The organism is Pseudomonas sp. LBUM1651 (genome assembly GCF_059716135.1).
The window spans coordinates 4,358,341-4,375,896 of record NZ_CP166805.1 but is presented as its reverse complement, the minus strand read 5'-3'; the positions used below and the strand labels follow the sequence as shown (position 1 = coordinate 4,375,896).

Below are 17,556 nucleotides of genomic sequence, written 5' to 3'. Positions count from 1 at the left end.
AGGCAGGAAACCTCATGACCGACGCGTTCGAAATACCTGGCACACTGGTCCAAGCCCTTCAGCGCCGCGCGGCCCTGACGCCGGATCGGGTGGCCTTGCGTTTTCTCGCCGAAACCCCGGATCAGGCAGTGGTGCTCAGTTATCGCGAGCTGGATCAACGGGCGCGCACCATTGCCGGTGCGTTGCAGGCCGAGACGGATTTCGGCGATCGCGCGGTGCTGTTGTTTCCCAGCGGTCCGGATTACGTCGCGGCGTTTTTTGGTTGCTTGTATGCGGGCGTGATTGCGGTGCCGGCTTATCCGCCGGAGTCGGCCAAGCGTCATCATCAGGAGCGCCTGCTGTCGATCATCAGCGACGCTGAACCGCGTCTGCTATTGACCAGCGCCGGCCTGCGCGACGCCTTGCTGCAAATCGAAGGCGCGCCGCCGCTGCTGTGCGTCGACACCCTCGACGGTGCACTGGCCGCTAAGTGGGTCGAGCCGAACCTCGAAGGCGATCACATCGCTTTCCTGCAATACACCTCCGGCTCCACGGCGCTGCCTAAAGGTGTGCAAGTCAGCCACGGCAACCTGGTCGCTAACGAGTTGCTGATTCGCCACGGTTTCGGCATCGACCTGAACCCGGATGACGTGATCGTCAGTTGGCTGCCGCTGTACCACGACATGGGTTTGATCGGCGGTCTGTTGCAACCGATTTTCAGTGGCGTGCCGTGCGTGTTGATGTCACCGGCGTACTTCCTCGGCCGGCCGAAGCGCTGGCTGGAAGCGATCAGCGAATACGGCGGCACCATCAGCGGCGGGCCGGACTTTGCCTATCGACTGTGCAGCGAGCGGGTCAGCGAATCGGCGCTGGAACGCCTCGACCTGAGCGGCTGGCGCGTGGCGTATTCCGGTTCCGAACCGATTCGTCTCGACACTCTGGACCGTTTCGCCGAGAAGTTCGCGAGCTGCGGTTTCACCCCGGACAGTTTCATGGCGTCTTACGGCTTGGCCGAGGCCACGTTGTTCGTCGCCGGCACAGCCCGTGGCAAAGGCATCGGCAACCTGCGCGTGGATGATCAGGCGCTGGCAAAAAACCGCGCCGAACCGGGCGAGGGCAGCGCGATCATGAGTTGCGGCATCAGCCAGCCAAATCACGCGGTGCTGATTGTCGACCCATTGGCGCTCAACGAACTGGCCGACAACGCGGTCGGCGAAGTCTGGGCCACCGGGCCGAGCATCGCCCACGGCTATTGGCGCAACCCCGAGGCCAGCGCCAAGACCTTCGTCCAACACGCCGGAAAAACCTGGCTGCGCACCGGTGACCTGGGTTTCATGCGCGACGGTGAGCTGTTCATCACCGGGCGCCTGAAAGACATGCTGATCGTTCGCGGTCATAACCTGTACCCGCAAGACCTCGAGCAGACCATCGAGCGCGAAGTGGAAGTGGTGCGCAAAGGTCGCGTCGCCGCGTTCGCGGTGAACATCGACGGTCAGGAAGGTATTGGCATCGCTGCGGAAATCAGCCGCAGCGTGCAGAAAATCCTGCAGCCCGAAGCGCTGATCAAAGCCATTCGCCAGGCCGTGGCCGAGGCGTATCAGGAAGCGCCGAGCGTGGTGGTGTTGCTCAATCCGGGCGCATTACCCAAGACCTCCAGTGGCAAACTGCAACGCTCGGCGTGCCGCAATCGCCTGGCGGATGGCAGCCTCGACAGCTACGCGGTGTTCCCGTCGGCGCCCCCTGAAAACGAAGCGAAAACCGAGTCGGGGTCCGAGCTGCAAACCCTGATCGGCCAGATCTGGTCCGAGCAGTTGCAGGTCAAACAGGTCAACGCCGATGACCACTTCTTCCTGCTCGGCGGCAACTCCATCGCCGCCACTCAAGTGGTTGCGCGCTTGCGCGAAGAGCTCGGTCTGGAGCTGAACCTGCGCCTGCTGTTCGAAGCACCGACCCTCGGCGCATTTACCGTCGCGGTCGCCCAGCAACAACAGGACGGCGGCTTGGCCCAAGGCGCGATCAGCACGCTGTCGCGCAGCGAAGCATTGCCACAATCCCTGGCGCAAAATCGTCTGTGGATCACCTGGCAGCTCGACCCGCACAGCAGCGCCTACAACATTCCTGGCGCCTTGCGCCTGCGTGGCGAACTGGACGAAGACGCCTTGCGCGCCAGCTTTCAGCAACTGATCGAGCGCCACGAATCCCTGCGCACACGCTTTTTCCAGCGTGACGGCGTGGCGCTGCAAGAGGTCGATGCCGCCAGCGAATTCAACCTGCAACGGATCGACATCAGCGATTTGCCCGTTGCCGAGCGCGAAGCCCGCGCGCAGCAAATCCGCGAGGACGAAGCGCACACCCAGTTCGACCTGGAAAAAGGCCCGCTGCTGTGGGTGACCCTGGTGCGCCTCGATGATGAGGATCACCAGTTGCTGGTGACGCTGCACCACATCATCGCTGACGGCTGGTCGTTGAACGTGCTGATCGACGAGTTCTCGCGCCTGTACGCCGCTGCGTCCCAAGGGCAAACGGCAACGCTCGCACCATTGCCGACCCAGTACGCCGACTACGGCAGCTGGCAGCGTCAATGGCTGGCGCAAGGCGAGGGCGAACGGCAATTGGCCTACTGGAAAGCGCAGTTGGGCGATGAGCATCCGACACTGAGCCTGGCCATCGATCACCCACGTTCGGCGCAACAGCTGCACAGCGCCGCACGCCACACCGTCCGGTTGGGCGCGACCCTCAGCGATGCCATTCGCCAGACTGCACAGGCCCACGACGCCACTTCATTCATGCTGTTGCTCACGGCGTTCCAGAGCCTGCTGCACCGCTACAGTGGCCAAACCGACATTCGCATCGGCGTGCCGAACGCCAACCGTCCACGCCTGGAAACCCAGGGTCTGATCGGCTTCTTCATTAACACCCAGGTGCTGCGCGCCGAGGTGGATTCGCGGTTGCCGTTTGTTGAATTGCTGGCGCAAACCCGCCAAAACGCGTTGGGCGCACAAGCGCATCAGGACCTGCCGTTCGAACAACTGCTGGAAGCCTTCCCGCAGGGCCGCGAACAGGGCTTGTTCCAGGTCATGTTCAACCATCAACAACGGGACCTGAGCGCACTGCGTCGCTTGCCCGGCCTGCTCGCCGAAGAACTGCCGTGGCACAGCCGCGAAGCCAAGTTCGACTTGCAACTGCACAGCGAAGAAGACCGTAACGGTCGCCTGAGCCTGTCCTTCGACTACGCCAGCGAACTGTTCGACGCCACCACCATCGAGCGACTGGCCGAGCATTTCAGCAATCTGCTGCGCGCTGTCTGCGAGCAACCGAAAACGGCCGTCGGCAACCTGCAACTGCTGACGCCGAGCGAGCACGATCAGCAGGAAAACTGGAGCGCCGCACCGTGCACGCCAGCCAGCCAATGGCTGCCGGAACTGCTCAACGAACAGGCCCGCCTGACCCCGGAACGCATCGCGCTGATGTGGGACGGCGGTAGCCTGGATTTCGCCGAACTGCACACCCAGGCCAACCGCCTCGCCCATTACCTGCGCGACAAAGGCGTCGGCCCGGACGTTTGCGTGGCCATCGCTGCCGAGCGTTCACCGCAGTTGCTGATCGGCTTGCTGGCGATCCTCAAGGCCGGCGGTGCCTACGTGCCGCTGGACCCGGATTACCCGGCCGAGCGCCTGGCGTACATGCTCAGCGACAGCGGCGTGGAATTGCTGCTGACCCAAACCCGATTGCTCGACCGACTGCCGGCCACAGACGGCGTCAGCGTGATCGCCATGGATACGCTGCACCTAGAGAACTGGCCGAGCCAGGCGCCGGGTCTGCATCTGCACGGCGACAACCTCGCTTACGTGATTTACACCTCCGGCTCCACCGGCCAACCGAAGGGCGTCGGCAACACCCACGCGGCCCTCGCCGAGCGCCTGCAATGGATGCAGAACTCCTATCGCCTGAACGACACCGATGTGCTGATGCAAAAAGCGCCGATCAGTTTCGACGTCTCGGTGTGGGAATGCTTCTGGCCGCTGATCACCGGTGCACGCTTGCTGATTGCCGGCCCTGGTGAACATCGCGATCCGCATCGTATTGCGCAACTTGTTCAGCAATACGGCGTGACCACGCTGCACTTTGTGCCGCTACTGCTTTCGTTGTTCATCGACGAACCGCTCACCGCCGAATGCACCAGCCTGCGCCGCGTATTCTCCGGCGGCGAAGCCTTGCCGGCGGAGCTGCGCAACCGCGTGCTGGAGCAACTGCCGGCCGTGCAACTGCACAACCGCTATGGCCCGACCGAAACGGCGATCAACGTTACTCATTGGCAGTGCAGCGCGGCCGATGGCGAGCGCTCGCCGATTGGCCGTCCGTTGGGCAACGTTATCTGCCGGGTGCTCGACAACGATCTAAACCCGGTGCCGGCCGGTCTGCCGGGTGAACTGTGCATCAGCGGCCTCGGTCTGGCCCGTGGTTATCTGGGCCGTCCGGGTCTGACCGCCGAACGCTTTGTCGTCGATCCATTGAGCGAGCAGGGTGCACGTTTGTACCGCACGGGCGACCGTGCACGCTGGACCGCCGAGGGCGTGATCGAATACCTCGGCCGTCTCGATCAGCAGGTCAAACTGCGCGGCTTCCGCGTCGAACCGGAAGAAATCGAAGCGCGTCTGCTGGCTCAGAACGGCGTCGCTCAAGCGGTGGTGCTGGTGCGCGAAACGGCGGCCGGCGGTCAACTGATCGGTTACTACACCGCCACTGAAAACAACGAAACCGAAGACGCGCAAACCGCACGCCTGAAAACCGCACTGGCGGCCGAGCTACCGGAATACATGGTCCCGGCGCAACTGATGCGCCTGGAAGAAATGCCCCTCAGCCCCAGCGGCAAACTCGACCGTCGCGCCTTGCCGGAACCCCAGTGGCAAGTGCGCGAACACGTTGAGCCGGTCACTGAACTTGAGCAGCAGATTGCCGCGATCTGGCGTGAAGTGCTGGGCTTGAAGCAGATCGGCCTGCGCGACGACTTCTTCGCCCTCGGCGGTCACTCGCTGCTGGCCACGCAAATCATCTCCCGCACCCGTCAGGCTTGCGACGTCGAGTTGCCGCTACGGGCCTTGTTCGAAAACAGTGAACTGGGGGCGTTCGCCGAGCAGGTTCAACAGATCCAGGCCAGCGGCAATACCAACCAGCAACCACCGATCGAGAAAGTCGACCGCAGCCAACCGGTGCCGCTGTCCTATTCCCAGCAGCGCATGTGGTTCCTCTGGCAGATGGAGCCGGACAGCCCGGCCTACAACGTCGGCGGCATGGCACGGCTGCGTGGGGTGCTGGATGTCGGGCGCTTCGAGACGGCGTTGCAAGCGCTGATCATACGTCACGAAACCTTGCGCACCACGTTCCCGAGCGTCGACGGCGTGGCGCAGCAACGGGTTCACCCGGAAACCGGGATGCGCATGGACTGGAAAGATTTCTCGGCGCTGGATGCCGACGGCCGGGAATGGGCGGTCCAGCAACTGGCCGACGACGAGGCGCATAAACCCTTTGATCTGGAAACCGGACCACTGTTGCGCGCCTGTCTGGTCAAGACCGCCGAGCAGGAACATTACCTGGTGCTGACTCTGCACCACATCGTCACCGAAGGCTGGGCGATGGACATTTTCGCCCGGGAACTCGGCGCGCTCTACGAGGCGTTCGTCGATGACCGCGAATCGCCACTGGCGCCGCTGCCGGTGCAATATCTGGATTACAGCGTCTGGCAGCGTCAGTGGCTGGAATCCGGCGAGCGTCAGCGTCAGCTCGACTACTGGACTACGCAACTGGGCCGCGAACATCCGCTGCTGGAATTGCCCGCCGACCGCCCGCGTCCGCCGGTGCAAAGCCATCAGGGCGAGCTGTTCCGTTTCGTCCTGAGCGACGACCTCGCCGCACGGGTTCGCGCCTTCAACGCGCAAAACGGTCTGACCCTGTTCATGACCATGACCGCCGCGCTGGCCGTGCTGCTTTACCGCTACAGCGGCCAGACCGACCTGCGCATCGGCGCACCGGTGGCTAACCGTATTCGCCCGGAAAGCGAAGGGTTGATCGGTGCATTCCTCAACACCCAGGTGCTGCGTTGCCAGCTCGACGGGCAGATGTCGGTCGCTGAATTGTTCGAGCAGGTGCGTCACACCGTGATCGAAGGTCAGTCCCATCAGGACCTGCCGTTCGATCATCTGGTGGAGGCCTTGCAGCCACCGCGCAGCGCTGCGTACAACCCGTTGTTCCAGGTGATGTGCAACGTGCAGCGCTGGGAATTCCAGCAAAGCCGCACGCTCGCTGGCATGACCGTCGAGTACCTGGCCAACGACGCGCGCGCGACCAAGTTCGACCTCAATCTGGAAGTCACCGACCTCGATCATCGTCTCGGTTGCTGCCTGACTTACAGCACTGATTTGTTCGACGAGCCGCGCATTGCACGCATGGCGGGGCACTGGCGCAATCTGCTGGAAGCGCTGCTGGCCGATCCGCAACAGCGACTTAGTGAACTGCCGTTGCTCGAAGCCACTGAGCAACGAAACCTGCTGGACAGCCTCGGCGTCGAACCGGGCGAACATCGACTGGATCAGTGCATCCATCACCTGTTCAGCGAGCAGGCCCTGGCGCGCAAGGATGCGCCAGCGCTGACGTTCGCCGGTGAAACCCTGAGTTACGCCGAACTCGACAGCCGCGCCAATCGCCTGGCCTGGATGCTTCGCGAGCGGGGTGTCGGGCCGCAGGTTCGCGTCGGTCTGGCGCTTGAACGGTCGCTGGAAATGGTCATCGGCCTGCTGGCGATCCTCAAGGCGGGCGGCGCCTACGTGCCGCTCGATCCGGAATACCCGCTTGATCGCCTGCATTACATGATCGAAGACAGCGGCGTCGGTTTGCTGCTCAGCGATGCGGCGATGTTCAAAGCCCTCGGTGATCTGCCGGCAAACGTAGGTCGCTGGTGCCTGGAAGATGATGCCGCCGAACTGGCTAATTACCCGGCCACCGAGCTGCCGTTCATCAGCCTGCCGCAGCATCTGGCGTACCTGATTTACACCTCGGGCTCCACTGGCAAGCCGAAAGGTGTCGTGGTGTCCCACGGTGAAATCGCCATGCACTGCCGCGCGGTGATCGAGCGCTTTGGCATGCGCCCGGACGACTGCGAGCTGCACTTCTATTCGATCAACTTCGACGCCGCGACCGAGCGTTTGCTGGTGCCGTTATTGAGCGGAGCCCAAGTAGTCTTGCGCGCTCAGGGGCAGTGGGACGCGGAAGAAATCTGCGGGCTGATCCGCCGCCACAACATCAACATCCTCGGTTTCACCCCGAGCTATGGCAGCCAGCTGGCGCAATGGCTAGCGACTCAAGGCGAAACCCTGCCGGTGCGCATGTGCATCACCGGTGGTGAAGCGCTGACGGGCGAACATTTACAGCGGATTCGCTCGGGGTTCAAACCGAGCCTGTTCTTCAACGCCTACGGCCCGACGGAAACCGTGGTCATGCCATTGGCCAGTCTCGCGCCCGAGCAACTTGAAGAGGGATTGAGCAGCGTGCCGATCGGCAGCGTCATTGGTGCTCGCGTGGCGTACATTCTCGACGCCGATCTGGCGTTGGTGCCGCAAGGTGCGACGGGTGAGTTATATGTGGGCGGCGCCGGTCTGGCGCAGGGTTATCACGACCGTCCGGGCATCACGGCGGAGCGGTTCGTGGCCAACCCGTTCGTGGCCTATGGCGGGCGTATTTATCGCACCGGCGACCTGGTGCGTCAGCGAGCCGACGGTCTGGTGGAATACCTCGGGCGCATCGACCATCAAGTGAAAATTCGCGGTTTCCGTATTGAGCTGGGCGAGATTGAAACCCGTCTTCTGGAACATGAATCGATCCGTGAAGCCGTGGTTTTGGCACTGGACGCACCGAGCGGCAAACAGCTTGTGGGCTATCTGGTGACTGAGGTTGCCGAGCGGGACGAAGCACAACAAACCGAATTGCGCGAAGCCCTGAAGGCTCACCTGAAATCGCAACTGCCGGATTACATGGTGCCCACGCACCTGATCCTGCTGGCCAGCATGCCGCTGACGGCCAACGGCAAACTCGACCGTCGTGCGTTGCCGGCACCGGACCCTGAGCTGAATCGTCAGGACTATGTGGCGCCGAGCAACGCGCTGGAACTGACGTTGGCGCAGATCTGGTGCGAAGTGCTGAACGTTGCGCAGGTCGGTCTCAACGACAACTTCTTCGAACTGGGCGGCGATTCGATCCTGTCGATCCAGGTGGTCAGCCGTGCGCGGCAGAAGGGCATTCACTTCAGCCCGCGAGACCTGTTCCAGCACCAGACCGTACAGACACTCGCCGCTGTGGCGAGCCGCACCGAACAGGTCACGGCCGAACAAGGCTTGCTCACCGGCGAATCGCGTCTGACGCCGATCCAGCACTGGTTCTTCGACACCGACATTCCCGAGCGTCAGCACTGGAACCAGGCGTTGTTGCTGGAACCGACCGTTGCACTGGAACCTCATCGTCTGGAGCAAGCGCTGCTGGCGGTGATCGAACAGCACGACGCCTTGCGCCTGCGTTTCACTGAAGCGGCGGGCGAATGGACGGCGGCGCACCAGAAGGTGGGAGGCGCGCCGGTGTTGTGGCAAGTGCGGGTGTCGGCGATGGATAAATGCGCCGCACTGTTCGCCGATGCCCAGCGCAGCCTCGACCTCGAACAAGGGCCGTTGATGCGTGCGCTGCTGGTCGATGGTCCTGAAGGCCAGCAACGGCTGTTCTTCGCGATCCATCACTTGGTGGTGGACGGCGTTTCCTGGCGCGTATTGCTCGACGATCTGCAAACGGTGTATCGCCAACTGGCGGCTGAACAGTCGGTCAAATTGCAGGCGAAAACCAGCGCCTTCAAGGACTGGGCCGCACGCTTGCAGGCGTATGCCGGCAGCGAATCCCTGCGTGAAGAGCTGAGCTGGTGGCAGTCACAGCTGGCCGGGCCGAGCGCCGAATTGCCGTGTGACCGGCCTGAGGGCGGCCGGCAGAATCGTCACGCCGAAACCGTCAGCGTGCGCCTCGATGCCGAGTACACCCGGCAACTGTTGCAACAGGCACCGAGCGCCTATCGCACCCAGGTCAACGACCTGTTGCTGACGGCACTGGCCCGCGTGCTGTGCCGCTGGAGCGGTCATGAGTCGGCGTTGATCCAACTCGAAGGCCACGGTCGCGAGACGCTGTTCGACGAGATCGACCTGACCCGCACCGTCGGCTGGTTCACCAGCGCTTATCCGTTGCGCCTGACGCCGCTGAACATCGAAGAGGCCGCCGGCCAGGGCGCATCGATCAAGGCGATCAAGGAACAACTGCGCGGCGTGCCGCACAAAGGGCTGGGTTATGGCGTGCTACGTTACCTCGCCGATGAGCCGTGCCGTGAAGCCATGGCCGCGTTGCCGGTGGCACCGATCACCTTCAACTACCTCGGCCAGTTCGACCAGAGCTTCGGCGCGGACGCGTTGTTCCGTCCGCTGGATGAAGCCGTTGGCGCCGCCCACGATCCGCGTGCGCCGCTGCCCAACGAGCTGAGCGTTGACAGTCAGGTCTACGGCGGTGAACTGGTACTGCGCTGGACCTTCAGCGCCGAACGTCACGACGTGCAAACCATCCGCGAACTGGCGGACGCCTACCTCGGCGAATTGCAGAGCCTGATCGAGCATTGCCTGCGTGACGAGGCGGGCGGCCTGACGCCGTCGGACTTCCCGCTGGCGAAGCTGACCCAGCCGCAACTCGACGCACTGCCGATTCCGGCCGCCGCCATCGAAGACGTCTACCCGCTGACCCCGATGCAGGAAGGCATGTTGCTGCACACCTTGCTGGAACCGGGCACCGGCCTCTACTACATGCAGGATCGTTATCGCATCAACAGCGCGCTCGACCCGCAACGTTTCGCCGAAGCCTGGCAAGCGGTGATCGCCCGTCACGAAGCCTTGCGTGCGTCGTTCTGCTGGAACGTCGGCGAAGACATGCTGCAAGTTATCCACAAGCCGGGCAGCACGCCGATCGAGTATCTGGACTGGACGGCGATTGCTGACGCCGAGCAGGAACCGAAACTGCAGGCACTGCTGAAAAGCGAACGCGAAGTCGGGTTCGATCTGCTCAACCAGGCACCGTTCCACCTGCGTCTGATCAAGGTTGGCGAAGCGCGTTACTGGTTCATGATGAGCAACCACCACATCCTCATCGATGCCTGGTGCCGGTCGCTGTTGATGGCGGATTTCTTTGAAATCTACACCGCGCTGGGTGACGGTCGCGAGGCCCGATTGACCGTGCCGCCACGTTATCGCGACTACATCGGCTGGCTGCAACGCCAGAGCCTGGCAGAAGCGCGGCAGTGGTGGAAAACCAACCTGCAAGGCTTCGAGCGCACCACGCCGATCCCGAGTGACCGACCGTTCCTGCGTGAACATGCCGGCGACAGCGGCGGCATGATCGTCGGCGACCGCTACACCCGTCTCGATGCCCGCGACGGCGCACAACTGCGTGAATTGGCGCAGGCCCATCAGCTGACCATCAACACCTTCGCCCAAGCGGCGTGGGCCCTGGTGCTACGGCGTTTGAGCGGCGATCGCGACGTGCTGTTCGGCGTCACGGTGGCCGGGCGTCCGGTGGAAATGCCGGAAATGCAACGCACCGTCGGGCTGTTCATCAACAGCATCGCGCTGCGGGTGAAAATGCCCGAGGACGACCAGCGTTGCAGCGTTCGCCAGTGGCTGAGCGGTTTGCTCGACAGCAATATGCAACTGCGCGAGTACGAATACCTGCCGCTGGTGAGCATTCAGGAAAACAGCGAATTGCCGAAAGGCCAGCCGCTGTTCGACAGCCTGTTCGTGTTTGAAAACGCCCCGGTGGAAGTCTCGGTGCTGGACCGTGCGCAGAGCCTCAACGCGACCTCGGATTCGGGCCGCACCCACACCAACTTCCCACTGACGGCAGTGTGTTATCCGGGCGATGACCTGGGCTTGCACCTGTCTTACGACCAGCGTTATTTCGACGAGTCGACCGTCGAACGCATGCTGGGTGAGTTCAAGCGTTTGTTGCTGGCGCTGGTCGAAGGTTTCCATGGCGACATGGCTGACTTGCCATTGCTCGGCGGCGAGGAGCAGGACTTCCTGATTCATGGCTGCAACCAGAGCGAACACGACTACCCGCTGGAGCAGAGCTACGTTGCGTTGTTCGAAGCGCAGGTCGCGCTGCACCCACAACGGATCGCCGCCAGTTGCCTCGATCAGCAACACAGTTACGTGGAGCTGAACCAGCGCAGCAACCGTCTCGGCCATGCGTTGATCGCGGCGGGTGTCGGGCTGGATCAACCGGTGGCGTTGCTGGCCGAACGTAACCTCGACTTGCTCGGGATGATCATCGGTAGCTTCAAGGCCGGCGCGGGTTATCTGCCGCTGGACCCGGGGCTGCCGATTCAGCGTCTGAGCCGGATCATCGACCTGAGCCGTACGCCGTTGCTGGTGTGCACGCAGGCCTGTCGCGAACAGGCGGTGTCGCTGCTGGAGGAATTCGGTTGCGCCAATCGGCCACGGTTGCTGGTGTGGGAAGAGGTGCAGGCGAGCAGTGTGTCGGTGGTGAATCCGGGCATCTACAGCGGCCCGGATAACCTCGCCTACGTGATCTACACCTCGGGTTCGACCGGACTGCCCAAAGGTGTGATGGTCGAACAGCGCGGCATGCTCAATAACCAGTTGAGCAAGGTCCCGTACCTGAACCTCAGCGACGCCGATGTGATCGCCCAGACCGCTTCGCAAAGCTTCGACATCTCGGTCTGGCAGTTCCTCGCCGCGCCGTTGTTTGGCGCGCGGGTGGACATCGTGCCGAACACCATCGCCCACGACCCGCAGGGTTTGCTGGCGCATGTGTCGGCCCAGGGCATTACGGTGCTGGAAAGCGTGCCTTCGCTGATTCAGGGCATGCTCGCCCAGGAACGCATGAGCCTCGACGGCCTGTGCTGGATGCTGCCGACGGGTGAAGCGATGCCGCCGGAACTGGCGCACCAATGGTTGCTGCGCTACCCGGACATCGGGCTGGTGAATGCTTACGGTCCGGCGGAATGCTCGGACGACGTGGCGTTCTTCCGCGTCGACATGGCCTCGACCCGCGGCAGTTATTTGCCGATTGGTGCGCCGACCGACAACAACCGTTTGTTCCTGCTCGACGGCGCGCTGGACCTGGTGCCGTTGGGTGCGGTGGGCGAGTTGTGCGTGGCCGGCACCGGTGTCGGGCGTGGTTATGTCAGCGATCCGCTGCGCACGGCGCAGGTGTTTGTGCCAAACCCGTTTGGCGAGCCGGGGGATCGTCTGTATCGCACCGGCGATCTGGCCCGTCGGCGCAGTGACGGCGTGCTGGAATATGTCGGGCGGATTGACCATCAGGTGAAGATTCGCGGTTACCGCATCGAACTGGGTGAAATCGAAGCGCGTCTGCACGAGCAACCCGAGGTCCGCGAAGCGGCGGTCGGTGTGCAGGAAGGCGTGAACGGCAAACACTTGGTTGGTTATCTGGTCGCAGCCGATTCGGCACTGAATCCGACCGAGCGCCTGGAGCGCATCAAGCAACGCCTGCGCGCCGAGCTGCCGGAATACATGGTGCCGCTGCACTGGTTGTGGCTGGAGCGGATGCCGCTCAACGCCAACGGCAAACTGGATCGCAAGGCGTTGCCGGCGCTGGAAATCGGCCAGTTGCAGAGCCAGGATTACCAGGCGCCGCGCAATGAGCTTGAGCAGACGTTGGCGGATATCTGGGCCGAGGTGTTGAAGGTCGAGAAGGTCGGTGTGCGCGACAACTTCTTTGAGTTGGGCGGGCATTCGCTGCTGGCGACGCAGATTGCCTCGCGGGTGCAGAAATCGCTGCAACGGGATGTGCCGCTGCGGGCGATGTTCGAGTGCAGCACGGTGGAGGAGTTGGCCGAGTACATCGACGGGTTGGCGGCGAGCGATATTACCGAGGAGAAGGTGGATCGGTTGAATGATCTGATGGCGGAGTTGGAGGGACTTTGATTCTCCAGCGTCTGTAAGGGCCTATTCGCCAGCAGGCTGGCTCCCACATTTGAACTGTGTTCGCAGGACAAATGTGGGAGCCAGCCTGCTGGCGATGGGGCCTCTTAAAGCACCACAAGGTTGACTGTGGAACCACTGCAGCACAGTCTCCCTGCTCCAGTTTTCACAAAGGAAACAGTCAATGCCCCTCGTTACGACTGACGGACAACCCCTTCACTACATCGATCAAGGCACCGGCCCGGCAGTGCTGCTCGCCGGCAGCTACCTCTGGGACCAAACCATGTGGGCGCCGCAGATCGCCGCGCTGTCGCAGCAATACCGGGTCATCGCCCTGGACCTGTGGGGCCATGGTGAATCAGGCCCTCTACCCGAAGGCACGCATTCGCTGGATGACATTTCACGTCAGGCACTGGCGTTGCTCGATCATCTGGACATCGACCGGGTCACGCTGGTCGGTCTGTCGGTTGGCGGCATGTGGGGCGTGCGTCTGGCCTTGTCGGCGCCGCAGCGAATGAATGGGCTGGTGCTGATGGACACCTACGTCGGTGTCGAGCCGGAACCGACCCGCCAGTACTATTTCTCGCTGTTCAAACAGATCGAAGACAGCGGGGTGATTGCGCCGCAACTGCTCGACATCGTCGTGCCGATCTTCTTCCGTCCGGGCATCGATCTGCAGTCGGCGCTGTATCAGGATTTCCGCACGAAACTGGCCGCGCTGCCGCCGGAGCGCCTGCGTCAAAGCATCGTGCCGATGGGCCGGATTACGTTTGGGCGGGATGATCTGTTGCCGCGTCTGGGCGAGTTGGATGCTGAGACCACGCTGGTGATGTGTGGCGATCAGGACAAGCCGCGGCCGCCGTCGGAGGCGCGGGAGATGGCCGAGTTGATCGGTTGCCGGTGTGTGCTGGTGCCGGAGGCGGGGCATATCTCCAATCTGGAGAATCCGCGGTTTGTGACTGAGGCTTTGCTGAAGTTTCTGGCTGAGAGAAATTAGTCGATTGTACTGACGCCATCGCGGTCAAGCCTTGCTCCTACGGGTTTATGTCGATTGCAAATATTGTGATCGACATAAATCCTGTAGGAGCAAGGCTTGCCCGCGAAGAGGCCGGTGAATTCACTTCGGCCCGAGAATCTTCACCAGCTTGTCCGGCGAAGGCGCACCTTGCTGCTGTTGCAACTCACCCTTGTCGTCCATGTAGAAAATCGCCGGTGTCGCCTGCAACTCCAGGTCTTCCATCAACTGCATGTTCGCCGCCAGTTTCGCCTCTATCGCCGGCGGTATGTCTTTCAGGGCCTTGAGCGAACTGGCCTTGCCGGCACCTTCGTGGTCTTGCAGGGCTTTCTGCGGATCCTTGGCCGCCAGCAGCGCCGCGGATTTGCCCGGACTGTCCTCACGAATGATGCCGACCATGATGTGACGCAATTGCACCTTGCCGGCCTTCACCCACGGCCGCGCCTGTTCCCAGAACATGTTGCAGTAAGGGCAGTTCGGATCGCTGAACAGGTACACCACGCGCGGTGCGTCCTTGTTGCCGTCACCGATCCAGTTGCTGGCTTCCATCTTGCCCCAGATTTCCTTGGCCATCGGCGCGTAAACCAGCTTCTGCAAGGGCGCGCTGCTCAGGTCGTTGCCCTCGGCGTCGTACAAACTGCCCAGCAACACATGTTTGCCATCCGGCGTCAGGTACAGGGCCATGCCGCGGTTCTGGTACTGCGCGGCATAACCGCGCAGGCCGTCCGGAGCGTCGAACTGGCCAACGATTTTGGCGCCCTTGGCTTCGATCTTCTTGATCGCTTCGGGCAGTTCTTCAGCAGCCTGTACCGACGGCAGGTGCAGCAGGGCGGCGCCCAGGGTCAGCGTCAGCAGGTGGCGGAGGCGGGGCATGGCAATTTCCTTGAAGAGGTGGCCGGTACGGCAGGATTCGGGGTGTCGAAGTTTTCCAGGGCGCGAGCCAGGCTGGCTTCCGACAGCTCGCCCAGATGGCTGCCCAACAGACGACCGTCGGGGCTATAGAACAGCGTAGTCGGCAACGCCATCGAGCCGACGGCCTGGCCCAACCGGCCACTGCCATCGAACAGCACGTTGGACAGGCTCAGGCCCTGGGTTTCCAGGAAGGTGCTGACGCTTTGCATGCTTTCGGCCTGATTGACGAACAGGAAAGTCAGGTCCGGGCGGTGTTGCTGGGCGTTTTCCAGGACCGGCATTTCCCGGCGGCACGGCGGGCACCAGGTGGCCCAGAGATTGATCACCAGCGGCCCGCCCTTGTAGTCCGCCAGTTGCACGGTTTCACCGGCGGCATTACGCAGGGCAATGTCCGGCAGGCGCGTGCCTTGTTCGTAAATCGTCAGCGAGAAGGTGGCCAGCACCCAGAACGCCAGGCCGCTGGCCACGCCGAAGCCCAACGGACGGCGCAAGCCAGGGCGACGCCAGCCGCGATATAACGCGGCGAGCAACAGCACGATCACGCCGGGCAACGCGAGGAAACCGCCGTCTCGCAAGTCGATGACTTGCCACGGATCATTGCGATAGTGCGTCCAGTAGAGCGCCACGAAGCTGATCCGGGCGGCCAGCATGCCGATCAGGAACAGGCTGAACAGCGCCGACTCGGGATTCTCGCCACCGCGTTTGGCCGCCCGCCAACCGACAAACGTCGCCAGCGCCAAGGCACTGATCAGCAGCAGGTGGTTAAGCGCGATGGCAAACGTGCCGAGGGTAAAAGTCAGCATTAACGGGCGTCTCGGGTGATGGTCCAGCGTTGCAGGAAGGTGTCGGCATCGACCTCGCCGGTGATGCGCTGGCTGCGACGCTCGATGCCGTCGGCGCCGATCCACAGAAAACTCGGCGGCCCCGGCACTTTATAACGGCCGAGCAGTTCGCGGCTGGCGGCATTGTCGGCGGTCACGTCCAGCCGTAGCAAGCGCACATCGCTGAGGGCTTCGAGCACTTTGGCTTTGCCGAACACTTGTTTTTCCATGACCTTGCACGACACGCACCAGTCGGCGTAGTAGTCCAGCAGCACCCATTGGCCCTGAGCCCGCGCCGCGTCGAGTTCCCGTTGCAGCGCGGCCGGGTCCTTGATCGTGGTGAAGGCGTCGTGGCCGACCGGGCGGGCGACATTGCTCGCATTGGCAGTGCTATAGACCTGCAGCGGTTTCAACAGGTCATCACTGCCGCCCGCCGCACCGATCATCAACAGACTGCCCCACACGCCGAGCAGCAATGAGCTGGCACCGAACAGATGCACGACGCGTCCGAAGCCTTCGGACTGTTTCCAGGCGCTGTAGGCGGCAATCAGCAACAGCGCACCGCATAGACCGACCCACAACGATTCATCCAGCACCGGCCGCAGCATCAGCAACGCGGTGGCGAGGAACAGGAAGCCGAACACGCCTTTGAGCAGGTTCATCCAGGCGCCGGGTTTGGGCAGGAAGCGATTGCCGACCGTCACCAGCAACAGCAGCGGCACACCAATGCCGATGCCCATGGCGAACAGAATCAACCCGCCGTGCAGCGCGTTGCCGCTTTGCGCGATGTAGAGCAGGGCGCCCGCCAGCGGCGCCGTCATGCACGGACCGACCAACAGACCGGACAGCGCGCCCAGCACACCCGCGCCGATCAGACTCCCGCCACGTTGATTGCGCGACACGTTTTCCAGTCGATCACGCACCGCCACCGGCAGCTGCAGTTCAAAGAAACCGAACATCGGCAGCGCCAGCAGTACAAACACTGCCGCGAAACTGCCCAGCAACCATGGGTTTTGCAGCAGCGCCTGCAAATTCGCCCCAAGCAGCGCGGCGAGGACGCCCATTGCCGCATACACCAGCGCCATGCTCACGACATAGCTGGTGGCTAGCGCAAACCCGCGTTTGGGCGTGGCGCCGCTGCCCACGATCAAACCAGCGAGAATCGGCAGCATCGGCAGCGAGCAAGGGGTGAAGGCCAGCAGCAGGCCCAGACCGAAGAACACCAGCAGACTCCAGCCCAGCGCCCGTTGTTGCAGGCTGCTGGCCAGGGCTTGATCCGGGGCTTCGGTCGTCGCGGAAGTGGCAGCGCTGCCGCCCAGATCCACCACCTGGGTTTGCGGTGGATAACACAAACCGGCATCGGCACAGCCCTGGAAGCCGACCTTGATCGTGCCCGTCGCACCGGCCGGAATCTTCAGTTCCAGGCCCTGACGATAAACCGGCTGTTCGCCGAAGAATTCATCACTGTGAGACTCGCCTTCGGGTAACACAGGATGCAGCTCGGCCGGCAACCCATCGAATTTCAGGCGCTTCTGATAAAGGTAGTAACCGTCGGTGATCTGCCAATAGAGCTGGGTTTCACCTGATTCGAGGCGCTCGGAGGTGAAGACAAACGCCTTTTCCACCGGCAGGAATTCAGGTTTGGTTTCGAACGGATTGGTCCCTGCCTGGGCCACACCCGAGATCAAAAGCACAAAAAACAAAAACAGACGACGCATGGGTAAGCCTTATCCCTTTGCAAGTGAGGTGCACAATGGGAGGCGGCGATTAACCGATGATTAACCGCGATAACCTTGTG

Annotated in this window: 5 protein-coding genes; 2 read left to right on the top strand and 3 right to left on the bottom strand. The window is 62.6% G+C overall.

The genetic code is table 11. The annotated features are described in order from the left end of the window. Window positions 1–14: 14 nt before the first annotated feature. Both ACA066_RS20375 and ACA066_RS20370 read left to right on the top strand, forming a co-directional pair. Window positions 15–13,013: a non-ribosomal peptide synthetase gene (locus tag ACA066_RS20375; protein WP_497696383.1), complete on the top strand. Its 12,999-nt coding sequence runs from the start codon at window positions 15–17 to the stop codon at window positions 13,011–13,013. Window positions 13,014–13,194: 181 nt separating this feature from the next. Continuing rightward, on the top strand, window positions 13,195–14,007 hold the full coding sequence (locus ACA066_RS20370) for an alpha/beta fold hydrolase (RefSeq protein WP_497696382.1): 813 nt from the start codon (window positions 13,195–13,197) through the stop codon (window positions 14,005–14,007). A 120-nt stretch (window positions 14,008–14,127) separates the two neighbouring features. Here the strand turns inward: ACA066_RS20370 and dsbG are convergent, their stop codons facing one another. Genes dsbG through dsbD form a run of 3 tightly spaced genes read right to left on the bottom strand, consistent with a single transcriptional unit; the run spans window position 14,128 to window position 17,476 of the window. Continuing rightward, window positions 14,128–14,898, bottom strand: a complete 771-nt coding sequence (dsbG, locus tag ACA066_RS20365) for a thiol:disulfide interchange protein DsbG (protein ID WP_497696381.1) — start codon at window positions 14,896–14,898, stop codon at window positions 14,128–14,130. Next, window positions 14,874–15,740 (bottom strand): prolipoprotein diacylglyceryl transferase family protein, encoded by an 867-nt coding sequence (locus ACA066_RS20360; RefSeq protein WP_497696380.1) that lies wholly within the window; start codon window positions 15,738–15,740, stop codon window positions 14,874–14,876. The genes dsbG and ACA066_RS20360 overlap by 25 nt, the downstream gene beginning before the upstream one ends. Beyond that, the gene (gene dsbD / locus ACA066_RS20355; RefSeq protein WP_497696379.1) at window positions 15,740–17,476 is read right to left on the bottom strand and encodes a protein-disulfide reductase DsbD; all 1,737 of its coding nucleotides are present in this window, start codon (window positions 17,474–17,476) and stop codon (window positions 15,740–15,742) included. The genes ACA066_RS20360 and dsbD overlap by 1 nt, the downstream gene beginning before the upstream one ends. Between the last annotated feature and the right edge of the window lie 80 nt (window positions 17,477–17,556).

What these genes read in the sequence shown, in the direction of transcription:
- ACA066_RS20360 (WP_497696380.1), bottom strand. Translation starts at nt 15,740, where the DNA reads ATGCTGACTTTTACCCTCGGCACGTTTGCCATCGCGCTTAACCACCTG.
- ACA066_RS20375 (WP_497696383.1), top strand. Translation starts at nt 15, where the DNA reads ATGACCGACGCGTTCGAAATACCTGGCACACTGGTCCAAGCCCTTCAG.
- dsbG (WP_497696381.1), bottom strand. Translation starts at nt 14,898, where the DNA reads ATGCCCCGCCTCCGCCACCTGCTGACGCTGACCCTGGGCGCCGCCCTG.
- ACA066_RS20370 (WP_497696382.1), top strand. Translation starts at nt 13,195, where the DNA reads ATGCCCCTCGTTACGACTGACGGACAACCCCTTCACTACATCGATCAA.
- dsbD (WP_497696379.1), bottom strand. Translation starts at nt 17,476, where the DNA reads ATGCGTCGTCTGTTTTTGTTTTTTGTGCTTTTGATCTCGGGTGTGGCC.